A 16,273-nucleotide genomic window follows, 5' to 3' on the forward strand; every position below is an offset into this window, starting at 1 on the left:
CCGGCCGCCCCCGAAAGTCCCTACTGTCAGGCCCACGATGACACTTGTGTCAGCGATGTCCTGGCACATGACAGTCGGCAGGCCGACGTTCTTCACACACGTTCGGAGAAGGAGGAGGCGAGCGTCAGGCGGCGGCGGCCTCGTGGCGGTGGCGACGCAGCGAGATGTCCGCACACTCGACGCAGGTGTCGTCCGAGACGACGCCGAGGCGCATCAGCTGCGCGAAGGCGAAGCAGCCGGCGCAGAAGCCGACGAAGGCCTCGAGCGCGGCGAAGACCATGAGGACCGACAGCAGCACGACGGTGACGACCGGCGCGCCGAGCGCGAGGGCCACGGTGCCGGCGAGGGTGAACGCGAGGCCGATGCCCTGCGCGAAGCGCTTCGGCGCGCCGGAGACCATCCGGGGCTCACCGAGGCGCGGGGCGATGAGCTGCGTGGCGAGGCGGCCGAACGGGTCGAACCGCGGCCCGGAGGCCACCCGGAGGGCGAACCCGACGGCGAGGACGGCGGTCAGCCAGAGCCACCCGGTGGCCAGGGCGACGACGGCGACGAGCACGACCTGGGCGGCGACGGCGCGCGCGGCCTTCTCGTTGACGATCGCCGGGAAACCGATCAGTGAACGCATGGTCGCCATAACACCGGATTATGCGGTCGGCATTCCGCGACCGGCGATCCCGGTCCATCCCTCGGACCCCGAAACCCCCCGAACCCCCGAGACCCGCGCCGCCCCACCCCGCCCCGACCATCCGCGAACGCGTGTGAAATCGCCGGGCGGTACCGGCGGTTTCACACACGTTCGCGGAAGGGAGCGAGGGGAGGCGCGGGGCGGGGACGGGTGGACGGGGCGCGCGCGGTCAACGGCCGGGGCGGCGCTCCTTGATGCCGAGCAGGGTGCGGGCCTCGTCCGTCGAGAGCGCCGGGCGCTGCATCGTCGCGGCCAGCTCCGCGGCCCGCGAGACGAGCTCGTCGTTGTGCTGGACGACCTGCCCGCGCCGGTAGACGACGTTGTCCTCCATCCCGACGCGCAGGTGGCCGCCGGCCGACAGCGCCGCCGCCATGACCGGCAGGTGGCCGCGGCCGATGCCGGTGGCCGACCAGGACGTGACCTCGGCGGGCAGCATCGCGACCCCGGCCATGAGCGCGGCCGTCGTCGCGGGCATCCCGCCAGGCACGCCGGTCACGAAGTCGACGTGCACCTTGCCGCCGTACGGCAGGCCGTGGGTGTCGAGCAGGCGGGCGAGCGCGTGGACGTGGCCGAGGTCGAAGAGCTCGAACTCGGGGACGACCTCGCGCTCCTGTGCCTGCACGTAGAGGTCGCTCATGAACCCCCACGGGTTGAGGAACACGTCGTCGCCGAAGTTCGTCGTGCCGCAGGTGAGCGAGCACGAGTCCGGCTCGGCGTCGAGCACGGTGAGCCGCTGCTCCAGGGGGTCGTGCACGGACCCGCCGGTCGAGAGCTGGACGACGAGGTCGGTGGCCTCGCGCAGCGCCTCGACCGCCGCGCGCAGGTACCCGCCGTCGAGGGTCGGCCGGTGCTCGGCGTCGCGGATGTGCAGGTGGACGAGCGACGCGCCGGCGGCCTCGCAGCGCCGGGCCGTCTCGACGACCTCGTCGAGGGTGGTCGGCAGCTGCGGCAGGTCGGCCTTGGCGTGCTCGGCGCCGGTCGGCGCGACGGTGATGAGCGTGCCGGTCACCCCGGCGGACGGCGTCGTCATGCCGCCATCCTGTCAGGCGGGGGACGCCGCGCGCCATCCGGTCGCCGCCACGGTGCGCCGGAGGATCTTCGGCGATCAGCCGCGGACGACGACCGTCTGTGCGGCCGAGATGCCGTCGACGAGAAGATCGACGTCCTCGGCGACCGACCGCTTGACGACCCCCAGCGCGACCGGCCCGTCCTCGTGGTGGCGCGCGACGCTCGTCAGCCGGCCGACCTCACGACCGTCGAGGCTCAGCGGCGACCCGACGGCCGGCAGCACGTGCCCGGACCCGTCGAGGTGCAGGAAGACGAGGCGGCGCGGCGGCCGCCCGAGGTTGTGGACCCGGGCGATCGTCTCCTGGCCGCGGTAGCAGCCCTTGTGCAGGTGGACGGCGGTGCGCAGCCAGTCGACCTCGTGCGGGATGGTGCGGTGGTCGGTCTCGTGGCCGAGGCGCGGACGCCACGCCGCGACGCGCAGGGCCTCGGCCGCCCACGTCCCGGCGAGCGGGCGGTCGCCGACGGCGGCCTCGAGCCCGTCGCGCGGCACGAGCAGCTCGCGCCAGGCGCGCCCCTCCCCCGCGTGACCCTCGACCGGGCCGTACGCAACGGTGTCGCCGACGAGGCGCGGCCAGGGGTCGACCCAGGCCAGCGGCTCGCCCTCGGCCGACTCGGTGCCGACCGGCTCGCCGAGCACCGCCCAGGCGTCACTGACGTCGGCGACCTCGACCCGCAGCATGAAGCGCATCGACTCCAGCCACGCGACGAGCGCCGGCGCGGTGCCGGGCTCGAGCGTCAGCCACGTCGTCGTGCCGTCGTCGACGACGTGCAGCGCGTGCTCGACGTGACCCTTCGGCGACAGGACGAGCGACTCGGCCGAGGTGCGCGGCGGCAGCCCCGTCAGCTGCTGGGTGGTCATCGAGTGCAGCCACGTGAGCCGGTCGGAGCCGGTGACGGTGACGACACCGCGGTGCGACAGGTCGACGACCGCGAGCCCCTCGGTGAGGAGGCGCTGCTCGCGCATCGGGTCGCCGTAGTGGGCGGCGACCCCGGCGTCGGGCCCCTCGCCCTCGACCGCGCCGTGGCGGTCGAGCAGCGGGGAGCGGGTGGTCTGGACGGATGCGGTCACGGGTCCTCCCGGCAGGTGCGGCACAGCCCGTGCACGGCGGCGTGGCCGACGTCGGCGGCGAAACCGAGCCGGTCGTCGACCCGGGCCACCAGCTCGTCGGCGACGTCGAGCGGCAGCTCGCCGACCCAGCCGCAGCCGCGGCAGACGAGGTGGAGGTGGGTCGCGTGCTCGGCCAGGTGGTAGCTGGGGCTGCGGTGGTCGACGTGCGTGTGGGCGACGAGCCCGAGCTCCTGGAGCGCGTCGAGGGAGCGGTAGACGGTCGAGACCGGCACGGCGCCGCCCCCGTCGGCGGCGACCGCGTCGGCCACCTCGTCGGGGGTGCCGTGCCCGAGCCGGCCCACGGCCGCGAGCACGCGCTCACGCTGCGTCGTCAGACGCTTGCCGTGCGCCCGCAGGCGCTCACCGAGGTCGCTCACCCCTCCAATGTAGGCCGACCTCCCGACGCGACCCAGCGGGCCTTCCTACACTGACCCGGTGAGCGGACAGAACCTCGACCTGCTCGGGTTCGGTGACGACCGCCCCGAGACCCCCGACGACACCCGGGAGGACGGCGCCGGCCGTCCGCCCCGCCGCCGCCTGCGCCGGGTCCTCACCGTCCTCGGCGTGCTCGTGCTGCTCGTCGTCCTCGTGGTCGGCGGGTTCGTCGGCTACCTCGGCTGGCGCGTCTCCGACAACGTCACGCAGGCGGACCTCCTGCCCACCGTGGCGCCGCCCACCGTCGCCGCCGACGGCACGCCCATCACGATCGGCCCCGACAAGGGGACGAACTTCCTCCTCGTCGGCTCCGACAGCCGCGGCGCCGACCGCGGTCGCGCCGACGTCATCGTCCTCGTCCACGTGCCCAAGGACCCGCAGACCATCCAGATGGTCCACTTCCCCCGCGACCTCTTCGTCAGCATCCCCGGCCACGGCAAGAACAAGATCAACGCCGCGTACGCCTTCGGCGGCGAGCCGCTGCTCGTCGAGACCATCCAGGACCTCGTCGGCATCAAGATCGACCACGTCGCCCGCACCGACTTCGAGGGCTTCAAGGGCATGACGGACGCCGTCGGCGGCGTGCGCGTCTACGCCGAGGAGGGCAACTCCGCGACCGGCAACGGCGGCCTGGCCATCAAGAAGGGGTGGAACGAGCTGAACGGCGAGCAGGCGCTGGCCTTCGTCCGGGAGCGCTACCAGCTGAGCGAGGGTGACATCTCCCGCGGCCGCCGCCAGATGGCGTTCGTCAAGGCGCTGCTGCTCAAGGCGACGAGCGCCGAGACCGTCCGCAACCCGCTCGCGATCGCCCGGTTCACCGACGCCGCGACGAAGAACCTCGTCGTCGACCGCGGACTGAGCGTCGGGACGATGAAGGACTACGCCCTCGAGCTGCGCGACATCCGCGGCTCCGACGTCGTCTTCGCGACCGCGCCGTTCACCGGGTTCGGCACCGACCCCACGGCGGGCAGCATCGACATCGTCGACGAGAAGGGGATGGCCCTGCTCGGCGAGGCGCTGCGCGAGGACACGATGGACGACTACCTCGACGTCTTCGTCACCCCGTGACGCCCCGGCGGGGCCGGGCGCTCACTCGACGCGCTTGAGCTCCGCCGAGACGTGCGACTGGAGCGGCTGCCCGACGGCGGCCATGTCCATGACCCACATGAGGTTGGAGTTGACGTACCCGTAGAGCCGGTGCGCCGCGCTGTACTCCTTGGCGTCGGGGCTGCGCATCACGCCGTCGGTGCGGATCTCGACCTTGGCCGGCTCGGCGACGCCCGCGTACATCTCGACGAAACCGGTGGGGTGGGCGAGCAGCAGCTCGACGTTCGTGCCGTCGGTGGCGCCGGTGACCGGGCGCCAGAAGCCGGTCTCGGTCGCGAGCGGGCGGACCTGGTTGCCGTCGTCGTCGAGGAGCCAGGTGCGCGAGTCCCACCGCAGGAAGCGGCGGCCGTCGTGGCTGCAGACGACCTCCTGCCCGAAGCGCTGCGACTCCATCGTCGGGTAGCCGACGAGGCCGGCCCCCGCCCAGGTGCCGACGAGCCAGGCGAGCGGGGCGAGATCCTCGTGGAGGGAGGTGTCGAGCGTGAAGACCATAGGGTCCAGTCTATGGATGACGCCGCGCGCACCCTCGTCGTCAAGGTCACGTGCGGGCCGGAGGCCCCCGAACGGCTGGCGCAGGGTCTCACCGTCGCGGCCACCGCCCTCGCCTCCGGGCTCGAGGTGAGCCTGTGGCTGACCGGCGACGCCGCCTGGATGGCGGTGCCCGGCCGCGCCGAGGAGGTCGACCTGCCGCACTCGGCCCCGCTCGCCGAGCTGCGCGACGCGGTGCTCGCGGGCGGCCGGATGACGGTGTGCGGGCAGTGCGCGGCCCGCCGCGGGCTCACCGAGGCCGACCTGCTGCCGGGCGCGACGGTCCGGGGCGCCGCGGCGTTCGTCGAGGAGGTCGTCGCCCCCGCGACCCGGGCGCTCGTCTACTGACCCGGGCCGGCCGCAGCCGTCAGCCGACGAGCCAGAGGGAGAGGCCGTAGGCGACGACGCCCGGCACGAGCAGCGAGGCGGCCCCCGTCGCCAGCTGGCAGCGCACGGCGGTGACCGGCGGGAGCACGACGAGGGTGCGGCGCAGCGCGTGGGCGACGGCGGTGCAGAGGACACCGACGGTCGCGGCCGTGCCCGCGCTCGGTCCGCCGAGGAGGCTCGCCGCGACGAGCGCGCCCGCCCCACCCAGCACCATGGAGAGCGGGAGCAGCCAGCCGCGCAGCGGCTTGGTCCCGGCGGCGAGGTCGGCGAGCGCCCCGACGGCCACCCCCACGAGGGCCACCGTGGCGAGGTCGGTCGCGCGCGCCGAGCGGGCCAGCGGCAGCCACGTGGTGCCGACCGCGACCAGGCCCAGCCCGAAGGCGGTGACCCCGATCGACTCGGTGAGGCGGGGCCGGCCGTCGCGGCGGACGATCTGGTGGACGAACATCACGCCGAGCGCGATGGCGAGCGCGACCGGCACGAGGCGCAGCCACGGCTCGTCGGAGGTCGCGGCCCCGGCGGCGGGCGCGAGCACCCCCGCCACGCCGACGGCGAGCGAGGAGCCGAACCGGCTCGAGCTGCCGAGCAGTCGCGGCCATCCCCACGCGAGGACCAGCCCGGTCCACGCGAGGCCGCCGGCGAGGACGACCGCGTCGGTGCGCAGCGCGAGGACGAGCAGGGCGGCGAGCACGACGGTGACGGCCACGACGACGGGACGCACGACGGTCGCCATCTCCGGGAGCACCGGGTGGCGGCGGAGGGCCTCGAGCCGGGCGCGGCGCGAGGCGCGTGTCTCGGCGGCGGGCGCGCCGGAGGGGTCCGAGCCGTCCGGGGCCTCCGGGCCCTCGAGCACCGCGTCGCTCCCGACGGCCTCGTCGATCGTCACGGGCGCGTCGGATGCCTCGGCGCCTGCGCCGTCCGGGTGCTCGTCCACGCCCGGCATCCTCGCATCACCCACCGGCGAACGGCGGGAGCACCTCGACCGTGGCCCCGGGCGGCAACGGGTCGTCGCCGGAGGCGGCGAGCCCGTCGACGAGCACGGAGCAGACCGGCAGCACGGCGGCGAGTGCCGGGCGGGCCTGCCCGAGAGCCGTGGTCAGCTCGCCCACCGTGGCGGGCGCGGCGACGTCCTCGCCGTCGACACCCGCGGCGGCCCGGGCCCCGGCCCAGTAGCGCACCGTGACGACCGCCGTGGAGGAGGCGCCTGTCCCAAGAGGAGCCGTGGCCCCGTGCCGTGCGTCCATGACCGCCTATCCTGTGGGGCGATGGCCCACCTGCTGCTGTTGACGAACACTTTGGCCCCCGCGGCCGAGGTGCTCCCGGCGCTCGGGCTGCTCAGCCACCATGTTCGCATCCTCCCGGCCGAGGCGTCGGCGCTGGTGGACGCCCCGGAGGCGGACGCCGTCCTCGTCGACGCCCGCCGCGAGCTCGCGATGGCCCGCTCGCTCTGCCGCGTCCTCACGACGACCGGCGTGTCCGGGCCGCTGTTCGCCGTCGTCACGGAGGGCGGCCTCGCCGGGCTGACGAGCGAGTGGGGCGTCGACGACGTCCTCCTCGACACCGCCGGCCCCGCCGAGGTCGAGGCCCGGCTGCGGCTCGCCCTCGGGCGCCGCGCCGAGACCGCCGACGACGAGGCGGGCCCGATCACCGCCGGCGCGCTCGTCATCGACGAGGCCACGTACTCCGTGCGCCTGCGCGGCCGGCTGCTCGACCTCACGTACAAGGAGTTCGAGCTCCTCAAGTACCTCGCGCAGCACCCGGGCCGCGTCTACACGCGCTCGCAGCTGCTCCAGGAGGTCTGGGGCTACGACTACTTCGGCGGCACGCGCACCGTCGACGTCCACGTCCGCCGGCTGCGCGCGAAGCTCGGCACCGAGCACGAGCTGCTCATCGGCACCGTGCGCAACGTGGGCTACCGCTTCGTCCCGGAGGCCGCGGCCGCCGACGACGAGCTCGAGGAGGTCGAGGGCTGACGTGGGGTCGACGGACCGGCTGGAGGCGATCGACGGCGACCTCGCCGCACGGCTGCGCGCGCTGTGGGCGCGGGCCGAGGAGGCCGACGGGGTCGGCGCGGTCTCGGAGGCGTTCCGGCTCGCGGTCGGGCCCGCGCGCGACGGCGTCGTGCACCTCGTCCGCGCGGACGGCGACGAGGTCGTGGGGTACGCGCAGGTCGCATCCGCCGGCACCGACGACGCGGTGGCCGAGCTGGTCGTCGACCCGGCGCACCGGCGCGCGGGCCACGGCCGGGCGCTGCTCGACGCCGCGCTCGCCGGGGGCGCCCGGTCGGTCTGGGCGCACGGCGACCTGCCGGCCGCCGGCGCGCTCGCCGCGTCCGCCGGGCTGGAGCGCACCCGCGAGCTGTTCCGGATGGCGCGGCCGCTGACCTCCGACGACGCCGCCGACCCCGAGCTCCCCGACGGGTACACCGCTCGCGCCTTCGAGCCCGGGCGCGACGACGAGGCCTGGGTCGCGCTCAACGCCACGGCGTTCGCGAGCCATCCCGAGCAGGGCCGGCTCACCGTGGCCGACCTGCACGAGCGGATGGAGCAGGACTGGTTCGACGCCGCGGGGTTCATCCTCGTCGAGCGCGACGGGCGGGTCGTGGCGTTCCACTGGACCAAGGTCGAGCCCGGCTCGACATCAGGAGAGGTCTACGTCGTCGGAGTGGACCCGGCCGAGCAGGGCCACGGCCTCGGCGGTCCGCTGACCCGCCTCGGCACGGCGCACCTGGCCAGGCGCGGCCTCGCCGAGGTCGAGCTCTACGTCGACGGCGACAACACCGCCGCGCGCCGCACCTACGCGCGCCTCGGCTTCGAGGACGCCGCGGTCGACGTGCAGTACACCGTCCCCCGCTGATCCCGGCGCACCCTCCATCGCGGGCTACGCCGCAGTAAGTGTCGCCACAGCAGCAGTTACTGCGGTGTAGCGCGCGCCCGGTCGAGGTACACCAGCGCGGGCTACGCCGCAGTACGTGTCGCCACAGCAGCAGTTACTGCGGTGTAGCGCGCGCTGCTCGCGCGGAGGGGGTCGGCTGCCCGGGTGGCGCGACCCACCCGGCGGGGGAAGAGTGCCGGCATGCGCCGAACGCTGCCCGCCGCCCTCGCCTCCGCTGCCGTGCTCGCGGCCTCCCTCGTCGCCGCCGCGCCGGCTCACGCGGGCACCGCCGACGGACGCCACGCACCGCACCTGACGACCTCGACCCGCGTCGTCGACGCCGACCAGTCCTTCCGCGGCCTCGACGCCGTCGACCGCCGGACCGCCTGGGTCGCCGGCGGCAGCGTGTCCGGCGGCACGGGCGGGGTCTGGCGCACCCACGACGGCGGCCGGACGTGGGTGGACGTGTCGCCACCGCAGACCGAGGGCCTGAACTTCCGCGACGTCGAGGTCACCGGCCGCGGCACGGTCACCGTGCTGGCCATCGGCGAGGGCGAGGCCTCACGCATCTACCGCACCCGCGACGACGGCCGGACGTGGACCGAGAACTTCCGCAACACCGAGCCCGCCGCGTTCTACAACTGCCTGGCGTTCTTCCCCGGCGGGCGCACCGGACTCGCCGTCAGCGACCCGGTCGACGGCCGTTTCCGCATCGCCCGCACCACCGACGGCGGCCGCTCGTGGCACGTCCTGCCGAGCACGGGGATGCCCGACAGCACCGGTGAGGCCAACTTCTCCGCGAGCGGAGAGTGCCTCACCGTCTCCGGCCACGAGGCGTGGTTCGGCAGCGGCGGCGAGCGCGCGCGCATCTTCCGCTCGGGTGACCTCGGTCGCACCTGGAGGGCCACCGAGTCCCGCATCCCCGCCGGTGAGGCCGCGGGGGTCTTCGGCCTCGCGGTGCGCCCCGGCGTGGGCGGTCTCGCGGTCGGCGGCGACTTCTCGGCCCCCGCCGACGGCGTCGATGCGACCTCGACGAGCCGCGACGGCCGGCGCTGGACCTCGGCGGGCGACCTCGAGCACCTCGGCGAGGACGTCGCCTGGCTCCCCGGTGTGCGCCGCGGCGCGGTGACCGTCGGCGAGAGCGGCGACGTCGGCGGCGTCAGCGTCACCCTCGATGCGGGCCGCTCCTGGTACCGGCTCTCCGACACCGGGTTCCACACCGTCGACTGCACCGCCGACGGGTCGTGCTGGGCCGCCGGGGGCAAGGGTCGTGTCGCGCGCGTGTCCATCCGCTGAACCGGCCGCGAGCGGGCTGACCGCCCGGGCGCGGACCTGACAGGATGGACGCATGACGGACGAGACGGCGGTGGACGTCGAGGAGCAGGGCGGGACGGCGCGCGACGCCGCGGCCGACGCGTCGGCCGAGGGCGCGATCGTCAGCGAGGTCTCCATCGCGAGCGCCTCGGCCACCGAGACCCGGCAGCAGCCGCGCAGCGCCAACGGACGGTTCGTCCGCGGGGCGCACCACCCCGAGCCGGACGACGACGAGGGCCTGCCGGCCGACCGCTTCCTCGACCGCGAGATCTCGTGGCTCCAGTTCAACGAGCGCGTCCTCCAGCTCGCCGGCGACGAGAACGTGCCGCTGCTCGAGCGCGCCCGCTACCTCGCGATCTTCGCCTCGAACCTCGACGAGTTCTTCATGGTCCGGGTCGCCGGCCTCAAGCGGCGCATCGCCACCGGCATCGCCGTCCGGTCGGCCTCCGGGCTCGAGCCGCGCGAGGTGCTCGAGCAGATCAGCCTCGTCGCGCACGAGCTGATGGGGATGCAGGCCCGCGTCTACGCCGAGCAGGTCCGCCCCGCGCTGGAGTCCGAGGGCGTGACGATCGTCCACTGGGACGCCCTCTCCGACGACGAGCGCGAGCGCCTCGGTGACGTCTTCACGCAGCGCCTCTTCCCCGTCCTCACCCCGCTGGCCGTCGACCCGGCGCACCCGTTCCCGTACATCTCGGGCCTGTCGCTCAACCTCGCGGTCATCCTCGTCAACCCGCGCACCGGCAAGGAGCACTTCGCCCGCGTCAAGGTGCCGCCGATGCTGCCGCGCCTCGTGCGCGTCGAGCCCGGGCCGGACGAGTCACCGCTGGCCGACATGTACGACACCCGGTTCGTGCCGCTCGAGGACGTCATCGCCGCGCACCTCGACCAGCTCTTCCCGGGGATGGAGATCCGCGAGCACTTCACCTTCCGGGTCACGCGCAACGAGGACCTCGAGGTCGAGGAGGACGACAACGAGAACCTCCTCACCGCGCTCGAGCGCGAGCTGACCCGGCGCCGCTTCGGGCCGCCGGTGCGCCTCGAGGTCGAGGAGGACATCGACGACCACGTCCTCGACCTCATCGTCCGCGAGCTCGGCGTCCACGCCGCCGAGGTCTACCGGCTGCCGGCGCCGCTCGACCTGCGCGCGCTCAACGTCATCGCCGACCTCGAGCGCTCCGAGCTGCACTTCGAGCCGTTCGTGCCGCGCACCAACGCCGACCTCGCCCCGACCGAGTCGGCCAAGGCGCGCGACATCTTCGCGTCCATCCGCAAGCAGGACGTGCTGCTCCAGCACCCGTACGACTCGTTCTCGACCTCGGTGCAGGCGCTCCTCGAGCAGGCCGCGGCCGACCCGAAGGTCCTCGCGATCAAGCAGACCCTCTACCGGACGAGCGGCGACTCCCCGATCATCGACGCCCTCATCGACGCCGCCGAGGCCGGCAAGCAGGTGCTCGCGGTCGTCGAGATCAAGGCCCGCTTCGACGAGGAGAACAACATCTCCTGGGCCCGCAAGCTCGAGCACGCCGGGGTCCACGTCGTCTACGGCATCGTCGGCCTCAAGACCCACGCCAAGCTCTGCCTCGTCATCCGCCAGGAGGCGGAGGGGATGCGCCGCTACTGCCACGTCGGCACCGGCAACTACAACCCGAAGACCGCGCGCCTCTACGAGGACCTCGGGCTGCTGACCGACGACGAGCAGGTCGGCGAGGACCTCAGCCGCCTGTTCAACCAGCTGTCGGGCATCGCCCCGCGCAGCAAGTTCCGCCGCCTCCTCGTCGCGCCGCGCTCGGTCCGCTCGGGCCTCGTCGCGCACGTCCACCAGGAGATCGAGCACGAGCGCGCCGAGCCCGGCAGCGGCTACATCGGCCTCAAGGTCAACTCCATCGTCGACGAGCAGGTCATCGACGCCCTCTACCGCGCCTCGCAGGCCGGGGTGCGGGTGCAGCTGTGGGTGCGCGGCATCTGCGCGCTGCGGCCGGGCGTGCCGGGCCTGTCCGAGACGATCGAGGTGCGCTCGGTGCTCGGGCGCTTCCTCGAGCACTCGCGCATCTTCTACTTCGGCGGCGGCGGCGACCCGCTCGTCTACATCGGCAGCGCCGACATGATGCACCGCAACCTCGACCGCCGCGTCGAGGCGCTCGTCCGGCTCACCGACCCGCGGCACGTCGAGGACCTGCGCTCACTCATGGAACGCGGTGCCTCGGAGCGGTACTCGCACTGGGCCCTCGGCCCGGACGGTCGATGGACCCGCCGCCACCTCGACGACGAGGGCCAGCCGCTGGAGGACCTCCAGACCGCGCTGGTCGAGATGCACGCCAAGCGCCGCCGCAAGGCCCGCCGGCGCTGAGCGGCCCGACCGTGCCGACGACGATCCCGGCGGCCGGCACCCTTCCCTGGAGGGTGCGCGGTCACGCTCTCCAGGTGGCCCTCGTGCACCGTCCGCGTTACGACGACTGGGCCTGGGCCAAGGGCAAGCTCGACCCGGGCGAGGAGTGGGCGCCCGCCGCCGCCCGGGAGACCGAGGAGGAGACCGGGCTGCAGGTGCGCCTCGGCGTGCCGCTGCCCGAGGCCCGCTACACGATGCTCGACAAGGACGGCCGGCCCGCCGACAAGGTGGTGCGCTACTGGGCGGCGCGCGTGGTCGGCGGCACCGGCGAGCTGGTCAACGAGATCGACGACGTCGCGTGGCTCGACCCCCGTGAGGCCCACGACCGGCTCGACTACGCCCGCGACCGCGAGCAGCTGCGCGCCCTCGTCCGCCACCACCAGGCCGGCTCGCTCGACACCTGGCCGCTCGTCGTCGTCCGGCACGCCCACGCCGTCGCGCGCGGGGCGTGGTCCGGCGGCGACGACACGTTGCGGCCGCTCGACGCCGCCGGGGTGGCGCGCGCGTCGGCGCTCGTCGGCGTGCTCGGGGCGTACGCCCCACGGCGGGTCGTCAGCTCGCCGTCGGTGCGCTGCGTCGCGACCGTCGCGCCCTTCGCGGACTCCGCCGGGCTGACCGTCCGCACCCGCGCCGGGCTGTCGGAGGAGGGGTTCGACGAGGACGCCACGAAGGCGCCCCGCCGCGTCCTGCGGCTGCTCGAGGCCGGCCGGCCGGCGGTGCTCTGCTCGCACGGCCCGGTGCTCCCGGCCCTCCTCGAGGTGCTGGCGCCGCTCGCGGCCACGGCCCCCGCCGCCGACCGGGCGCTGCTGGCGGCCGCGGCCGACGCGAAGCTCGTCAAGGGCGAGGCCCTCGTCCTCCACGTCGCCGGCACCGGCCCGGCCGCCCGCGTCGTCGCCGTCGAGCGCCACCTCCCCTGACACGGGGGCCCCACCCGCTCCCTCCCGGACGTGTGTGGAGAACGTCGGCATGCCGACGTTCTCCACACACGTCCGCAGGAGGGCGGGACGCGGGAGCGCCCGTCGCGACACGCATCCGTCCCCGGGACCTGACCGTCCCGTCGGCCGATGCTCGGGTGCTGTTCACGCCCCGTTCACCGGTGACGGGCCACGGCGTCACCCGGCGTCCCTACCGTCCTCAGCGTCGGACATCGGTGTCCGGCTCCACGACTCCCCTTGACCTCCGAGAGGTACACCTGTGAAGACCCGCCGCTTCGGCCAGCTCGCGAGCCTCGCCCTGGTCGGTTCCATCGCTCTCGCCGGCTGTGGTTCGGACAACAACTCGGGCACCGGCGCGACCGCCGGCTCCGGCTCGAGCTCCGCTGCCTCCTCCGCGTCCGCCGACTGCTTCGACGGCACCCTGAACGCCGAGGGCTCCTCCGCGCAGAAGAACGCCTTCGAGGAGGCCGCCGCGTCCTACTCGGAGGCCTGCTCCGGCGCCACCGTCAACTACAACCCGACCGGATCGGGCGCGGGCATCAAGCAGTTCATCGCCGGCCAGGTCGACTTCGCCGGCTCCGACTCGGCGCTCAAGACCGAGGAGAAGGACGGCGTCGTCGAGACGGACGCGGCCGCCCAGACCTGCGGCTCCCCCGCCTGGAACATCCCCATGGTCACCGGCCCGATCGCCCTGGCGTACAACGTCCCCGGCGTCGACTCGCTGACGCTCACCCCGGACGTCGCCGCGCAGATCTTCGACGGCAAGATCACGAAGTGGAACGACGCCAAGATCGCCGCGATCAACTCCGGCGTCACCCTCCCCGCGACCGACATCAAGGTCTTCTTCCGCTCGGACGAGTCCGGCACCACCGAGAACTTCATGAAGTACCTCTCGGGTGCGGCCGGCGACGCGTGGAGCTACGACCCGGCCAAGGTGTGGCCCGCCTCCGGTGAGGGCAAGGAGAAGTCCGCCGGTGTCGCCGAGGGCGTCAAGTCCACCGAGGGCGGCATCACCTACGTCGAGTGGAGCTACGCCAAGGACAACGACCTCGGTGTCGCGAAGGTCGACAACGGCGGCGGCGCCGTCGAGCTGACCGGCGAGTCGGTCGGCAAGGCCCTCGAGGCCGCGGCCAACGACGGCGAGGGCAACGACCTGCGCCTCAAGCTCGACTACGCGACCAAGGAGGCCGGCGCCTACCCGATCCTCCTCGTCACCTACGAGATCGTCTGCTCGAAGTACAAGGACGCGGCGACCGCCACCAAGGTCAAGGGCTTCCTCACGCACTTCGCGGACCCGGAGGTCCAGAAGGGCCTCGAGGAGATCGGCTACGCGCCGCTCCCGTCCTCCATCGAGGAGAAGGTCCAGACCGCCATCGCGGCGATCTCCTGACCCACCGGCGCCCGCGGCGCCACCCGGTCGGAGCGTCTCGCCGCCCCGACCACCCGCCACGGGGGCGGGCCGGAACCACCGGCCCGCCCTCTGGCACGACCACCACCCCCACCGAGACCGAGGACGACGTGACGACCTCCATCACCGGCCGCTCGACGATCGACGACGACCCGCACGACGCCGACCGCGCCTCCACCGGCCGGCTGGGCGACCGCATCTTCGGCGGTCTCGCCACCGGCTCGGGCCTGCTCGTCGTCGCGATCGTGACGCTCGTCGGCGTCTTCCTGCTCGTGCAGGCCGTGCCGTCGCTCATGAACAACGACGCCAACTTCCTCCTCTCGCGCGAGTGGAGCCCGAGCGGCGCGAACCCGCGCTTCGGCATCGCCGACCTCGCCTGGGGCACCCTCGTCACCTCGGTCATCGCGATGGTCATCGCGGTGCCGCTCGGCGTCGCCGTGGCCCTCTTCATCACGCAGTACGCGCCGCGCTGGCTCTCCCGCCCGGCGGCCGCCACCGTCGACCTGCTCGCCGCCGTCCCCTCGATCGTCTACGGCTTCTGGGGGCTCAACATCGCGGGCCAGTACTTCGAGCCGGTCGCGGGCCTCCTCCAGGGCGCGCTCGGCTGGATCCCGTTCCTCTCCGACCAGAACGTCAGCGCCAAGAGCACCCTCGCCTTCGCCGGCGTCATCCTCGCGATCATGATCCTGCCGATCGTCACGGCCATCTCCCGCGAGGTCTTCGCCCAGGTGCCGACGACGCACAAGGAGGGCGCGCTCGCCCTCGGCGCGACGAAGTGGGAGATGATCCGCGTCGCGGTGCTGCCCTACGGCAAGCCCGGCATCATCAGCGCGGCGATGCTCGGCCTCGGTCGTGCGCTCGGCGAGACCCTCGCCGTCCTCATCCTCCTGTCGACCCTCAGCCCGACGAAGGAGTGGAGCTTCTCGATCTTCAACGGCGGTTCCACCTTCGCCTCGAAGATCGCCGGCGGCGCGAGCGAGTTCGACACCCCGCAGAAGACCGGTGCGTACATCGCCGCCGGCCTCGTGCTCTTCGTCGTGACGTTCCTCGTCAACGCCGCCGCCCGCATCGTCATCGAGCGCAGGAAGGCCTTCTCCGAATGAGCACCGCCCAGCTCGACACCACCGCCCCCACGACGCCCCCCGGCACCGGGTCCTCCCCGACCCGCGGCCTCGGCGAGAAGTCCGGCGGCCGCGCCGCGAAGGACCTCCTCGCGAAGGTCGTCATGTGGCTGGCCTTCGCCATCGCCGTCGTGCCGCTGGTCTGGATCCTCGGCTCGACGCTCGTCAAGGGCGGCCACATGCTGCTCGAGGCGCAGTGGTGGACCAACAGCCAGGCCGGCATCACCTCGCGGCGCGAGGGCGGCGGCGCCGTCCACGCCATCCAGGGCACGCTCATCCAGGCCGTCGTCACCGCCGTGATGTCGGTGCCCGTCGGCGTGCTGACCGCCGTCTACCTCGTGGAGTACGGCCGCGGGCGCCTCGCCCGGGTCGTCTCGTTCATGGTCGACATCCTCACCGGCATCCCCTCCATCGTCGCAGCGCTGTTCATCTACGCGCTCTGGGTGACGACGTTCGGCTTCCAGCGGGTCGCCTTCGCGGTGACGCTCGCGCTGACCCTGCTCATGATCCCGACGGTCGTGCGCTCGACCGAGGAGATGCTCAAGCTCGTCCCCAACGAGCTGCGCGAGGCGTCGTACGCGCTCGGTGTGCCGAAGTGGAAGACGATCATGAAGGTCGTCGTCCCGACCGCGTTCTCGGGCATCGTCACCGGCATCCTGCTCGGCCTCGCCCGCGTCATGGGCGAGACGGCGCCGCTCATCATCCTCGGCCCGTACACGAAGGTCATCGCGACCGACCTGTTCGGCGGCCTCATGGCGACCCTGCCGACGATGATCAACCAGGACCGCACCGAGGCCCTCCAGCCGGCCCTGGACCGGGTCTGGGGCGCCTCGCTCACCCTCATCCTCCTCGTCTTCCTGCTCAACCTGCTGGGCCGCTTCGTCGGCCGCTTCAGCAAGGTCAAGAGCTGACCCCCG

The 16,273-nt window shown here is 73.7% G+C and carries 17 protein-coding genes; 10 read left to right on the forward strand and 7 right to left on the reverse strand.

From position 1 onward, the window contains the following. Positions 1-124: 124 nt before the first annotated feature. The 4 genes from J3473_RS16645 to J3473_RS16660 form a co-directional block, all read right to left on the reverse strand. Positions 125-625, reverse strand: coding sequence for a DUF4395 domain-containing protein (locus J3473_RS16645; RefSeq protein WP_207025010.1), 501 nt, complete (start codon positions 623-625; stop codon positions 125-127). 229 nt (positions 626-854) lie between these two features. Next, positions 855-1,715: a 3-keto-5-aminohexanoate cleavage protein gene (locus J3473_RS16650; protein ID WP_207025011.1), complete on the reverse strand. Its 861-nt coding sequence runs from the start codon at positions 1,713-1,715 to the stop codon at positions 855-857. A 75-nt stretch (positions 1,716-1,790) separates the two neighbouring features. Beyond that, positions 1,791-2,822: a folate-binding protein YgfZ gene (locus J3473_RS16655; protein WP_242525929.1), complete on the reverse strand. Its 1,032-nt coding sequence runs from the start codon at positions 2,820-2,822 to the stop codon at positions 1,791-1,793. Then, the gene (locus tag J3473_RS16660; protein ID WP_030528480.1) at positions 2,819-3,238 is read right to left on the reverse strand and encodes a Fur family transcriptional regulator; all 420 of its coding nucleotides are present in this window, start codon (positions 3,236-3,238) and stop codon (positions 2,819-2,821) included. The genes J3473_RS16655 and J3473_RS16660 overlap by 4 nt, the downstream gene beginning before the upstream one ends. 58 nt (positions 3,239-3,296) lie before the next feature. On the opposite strand from J3473_RS16660, the gene J3473_RS16665 reads away from it, so the two are divergent. Beyond that, positions 3,297-4,364, forward strand: a complete 1,068-nt coding sequence (locus J3473_RS16665) for an LCP family protein (RefSeq protein ID WP_242525930.1) — start codon at positions 3,297-3,299, stop codon at positions 4,362-4,364. Positions 4,365-4,385: 21 nt separating this feature from the next. Here the strand turns inward: J3473_RS16665 and J3473_RS16670 are convergent, their stop codons facing one another. Continuing rightward, the gene (locus J3473_RS16670; RefSeq protein ID WP_030528478.1) at positions 4,386-4,895 is read right to left on the reverse strand and encodes an FABP family protein; all 510 of its coding nucleotides are present in this window, start codon (positions 4,893-4,895) and stop codon (positions 4,386-4,388) included. A gap of 12 nt (positions 4,896-4,907) precedes the next feature. On the opposite strand from J3473_RS16670, the gene J3473_RS16675 reads away from it, so the two are divergent. Continuing rightward, positions 4,908-5,279 (forward strand): DsrE family protein, encoded by a 372-nt coding sequence (locus J3473_RS16675; RefSeq protein ID WP_030528477.1) that lies wholly within the window; start codon positions 4,908-4,910, stop codon positions 5,277-5,279. A gap of 19 nt (positions 5,280-5,298) precedes the next feature. Here the strand turns inward: J3473_RS16675 and J3473_RS16680 are convergent, their stop codons facing one another. Beyond that, positions 5,299-6,252 carry a hypothetical protein gene (locus J3473_RS16680; RefSeq protein ID WP_207025013.1) on the reverse strand — a complete coding sequence of 318 codons (954 nt, stop codon included), beginning with the start codon at positions 6,250-6,252 and terminating at the stop codon, positions 5,299-5,301. A gap of 16 nt (positions 6,253-6,268) precedes the next feature. Continuing rightward, positions 6,269-6,562: a MoaD/ThiS family protein gene (locus J3473_RS16685; protein WP_051750507.1), complete on the reverse strand. Its 294-nt coding sequence runs from the start codon at positions 6,560-6,562 to the stop codon at positions 6,269-6,271. A 21-nt stretch (positions 6,563-6,583) separates the two neighbouring features. Here J3473_RS16685 and J3473_RS16690 point away from each other — a divergent pair, with 21 nt between their 5' ends. From J3473_RS16690 to pstA, 8 genes are all read left to right on the forward strand, one after another. Beyond that, a complete protein-coding gene (locus J3473_RS16690; RefSeq protein ID WP_207025014.1) occupies positions 6,584-7,291 on the forward strand; it encodes a response regulator transcription factor in 708 nt (235 codons plus the stop codon). A gap of 1 nt (position 7,292) precedes the next feature. Then, positions 7,293-8,174: a mycothiol synthase gene (gene mshD / locus J3473_RS16695; protein ID WP_207025015.1), complete on the forward strand. Its 882-nt coding sequence runs from the start codon at positions 7,293-7,295 to the stop codon at positions 8,172-8,174. A gap of 219 nt (positions 8,175-8,393) precedes the next feature. Continuing rightward, the gene (locus tag J3473_RS16700) at positions 8,394-9,488 is read left to right on the forward strand and encodes an oxidoreductase (RefSeq protein ID WP_207025016.1); all 1,095 of its coding nucleotides are present in this window, start codon (positions 8,394-8,396) and stop codon (positions 9,486-9,488) included. A 52-nt stretch (positions 9,489-9,540) separates the two neighbouring features. Beyond that, positions 9,541-11,853, forward strand: coding sequence for an RNA degradosome polyphosphate kinase (locus J3473_RS16705; RefSeq protein WP_207025017.1), 2,313 nt, complete (start codon positions 9,541-9,543; stop codon positions 11,851-11,853). Positions 11,854-11,927: 74 nt separating this feature from the next. Next, the gene (locus tag J3473_RS16710) at positions 11,928-12,809 is read left to right on the forward strand and encodes an NUDIX hydrolase (RefSeq protein ID WP_242525931.1); all 882 of its coding nucleotides are present in this window, start codon (positions 11,928-11,930) and stop codon (positions 12,807-12,809) included. A gap of 277 nt (positions 12,810-13,086) precedes the next feature. Beyond that, positions 13,087-14,217, forward strand: a complete 1,131-nt coding sequence (gene pstS, locus J3473_RS16715; RefSeq protein WP_030528469.1) for a phosphate ABC transporter substrate-binding protein PstS — start codon at positions 13,087-13,089, stop codon at positions 14,215-14,217. 128 nt (positions 14,218-14,345) lie between these two features. After that, entirely contained in the window at positions 14,346-15,338 is a 993-nt protein-coding gene (gene pstC / locus J3473_RS16720; RefSeq protein WP_207025019.1) for a phosphate ABC transporter permease subunit PstC, read from the forward strand. Beyond that, a complete protein-coding gene (pstA, locus tag J3473_RS16725; protein WP_207025020.1) occupies positions 15,335-16,267 on the forward strand; it encodes a phosphate ABC transporter permease PstA in 933 nt (310 codons plus the stop codon). Before pstC ends, pstA begins: the two co-directional genes overlap by 4 nt. Positions 16,268-16,273: the final 6 nt, after the last annotated feature.

Source organism: Phycicoccus sp. DTK01, assembly GCF_017312765.1.
In the GTDB taxonomy this organism is placed as follows: Bacteria; Actinomycetota; Actinomycetes; order Actinomycetales; family Dermatophilaceae; genus Phycicoccus; species Phycicoccus jejuensis.

What these genes read in the sequence shown, in the direction of transcription:
- J3473_RS16685 (WP_051750507.1), bottom strand. Translation starts at nt 6,562, where the DNA reads ATGGACGCACGGCACGGGGCCACGGCTCCTCTTGGGACAGGCGCCTCC.
- J3473_RS16675 (WP_030528477.1), top strand. Translation starts at nt 4,908, where the DNA reads ATGGATGACGCCGCGCGCACCCTCGTCGTCAAGGTCACGTGCGGGCCG.
- J3473_RS16645 (WP_207025010.1), bottom strand. Translation starts at nt 625, where the DNA reads ATGCGTTCACTGATCGGTTTCCCGGCGATCGTCAACGAGAAGGCCGCG.
- J3473_RS16700 (WP_207025016.1), top strand. Translation starts at nt 8,394, where the DNA reads ATGCGCCGAACGCTGCCCGCCGCCCTCGCCTCCGCTGCCGTGCTCGCG.
- J3473_RS16650 (WP_207025011.1), bottom strand. Translation starts at nt 1,715, where the DNA reads ATGACGACGCCGTCCGCCGGGGTGACCGGCACGCTCATCACCGTCGCG.
- J3473_RS16705 (WP_207025017.1), top strand. Translation starts at nt 9,541, where the DNA reads ATGACGGACGAGACGGCGGTGGACGTCGAGGAGCAGGGCGGGACGGCG.
- J3473_RS16670 (WP_030528478.1), bottom strand. Translation starts at nt 4,895, where the DNA reads ATGGTCTTCACGCTCGACACCTCCCTCCACGAGGATCTCGCCCCGCTC.
- pstA (WP_207025020.1), top strand. Translation starts at nt 15,335, where the DNA reads ATGAGCACCGCCCAGCTCGACACCACCGCCCCCACGACGCCCCCCGGC.
- J3473_RS16690 (WP_207025014.1), top strand. Translation starts at nt 6,584, where the DNA reads ATGGCCCACCTGCTGCTGTTGACGAACACTTTGGCCCCCGCGGCCGAG.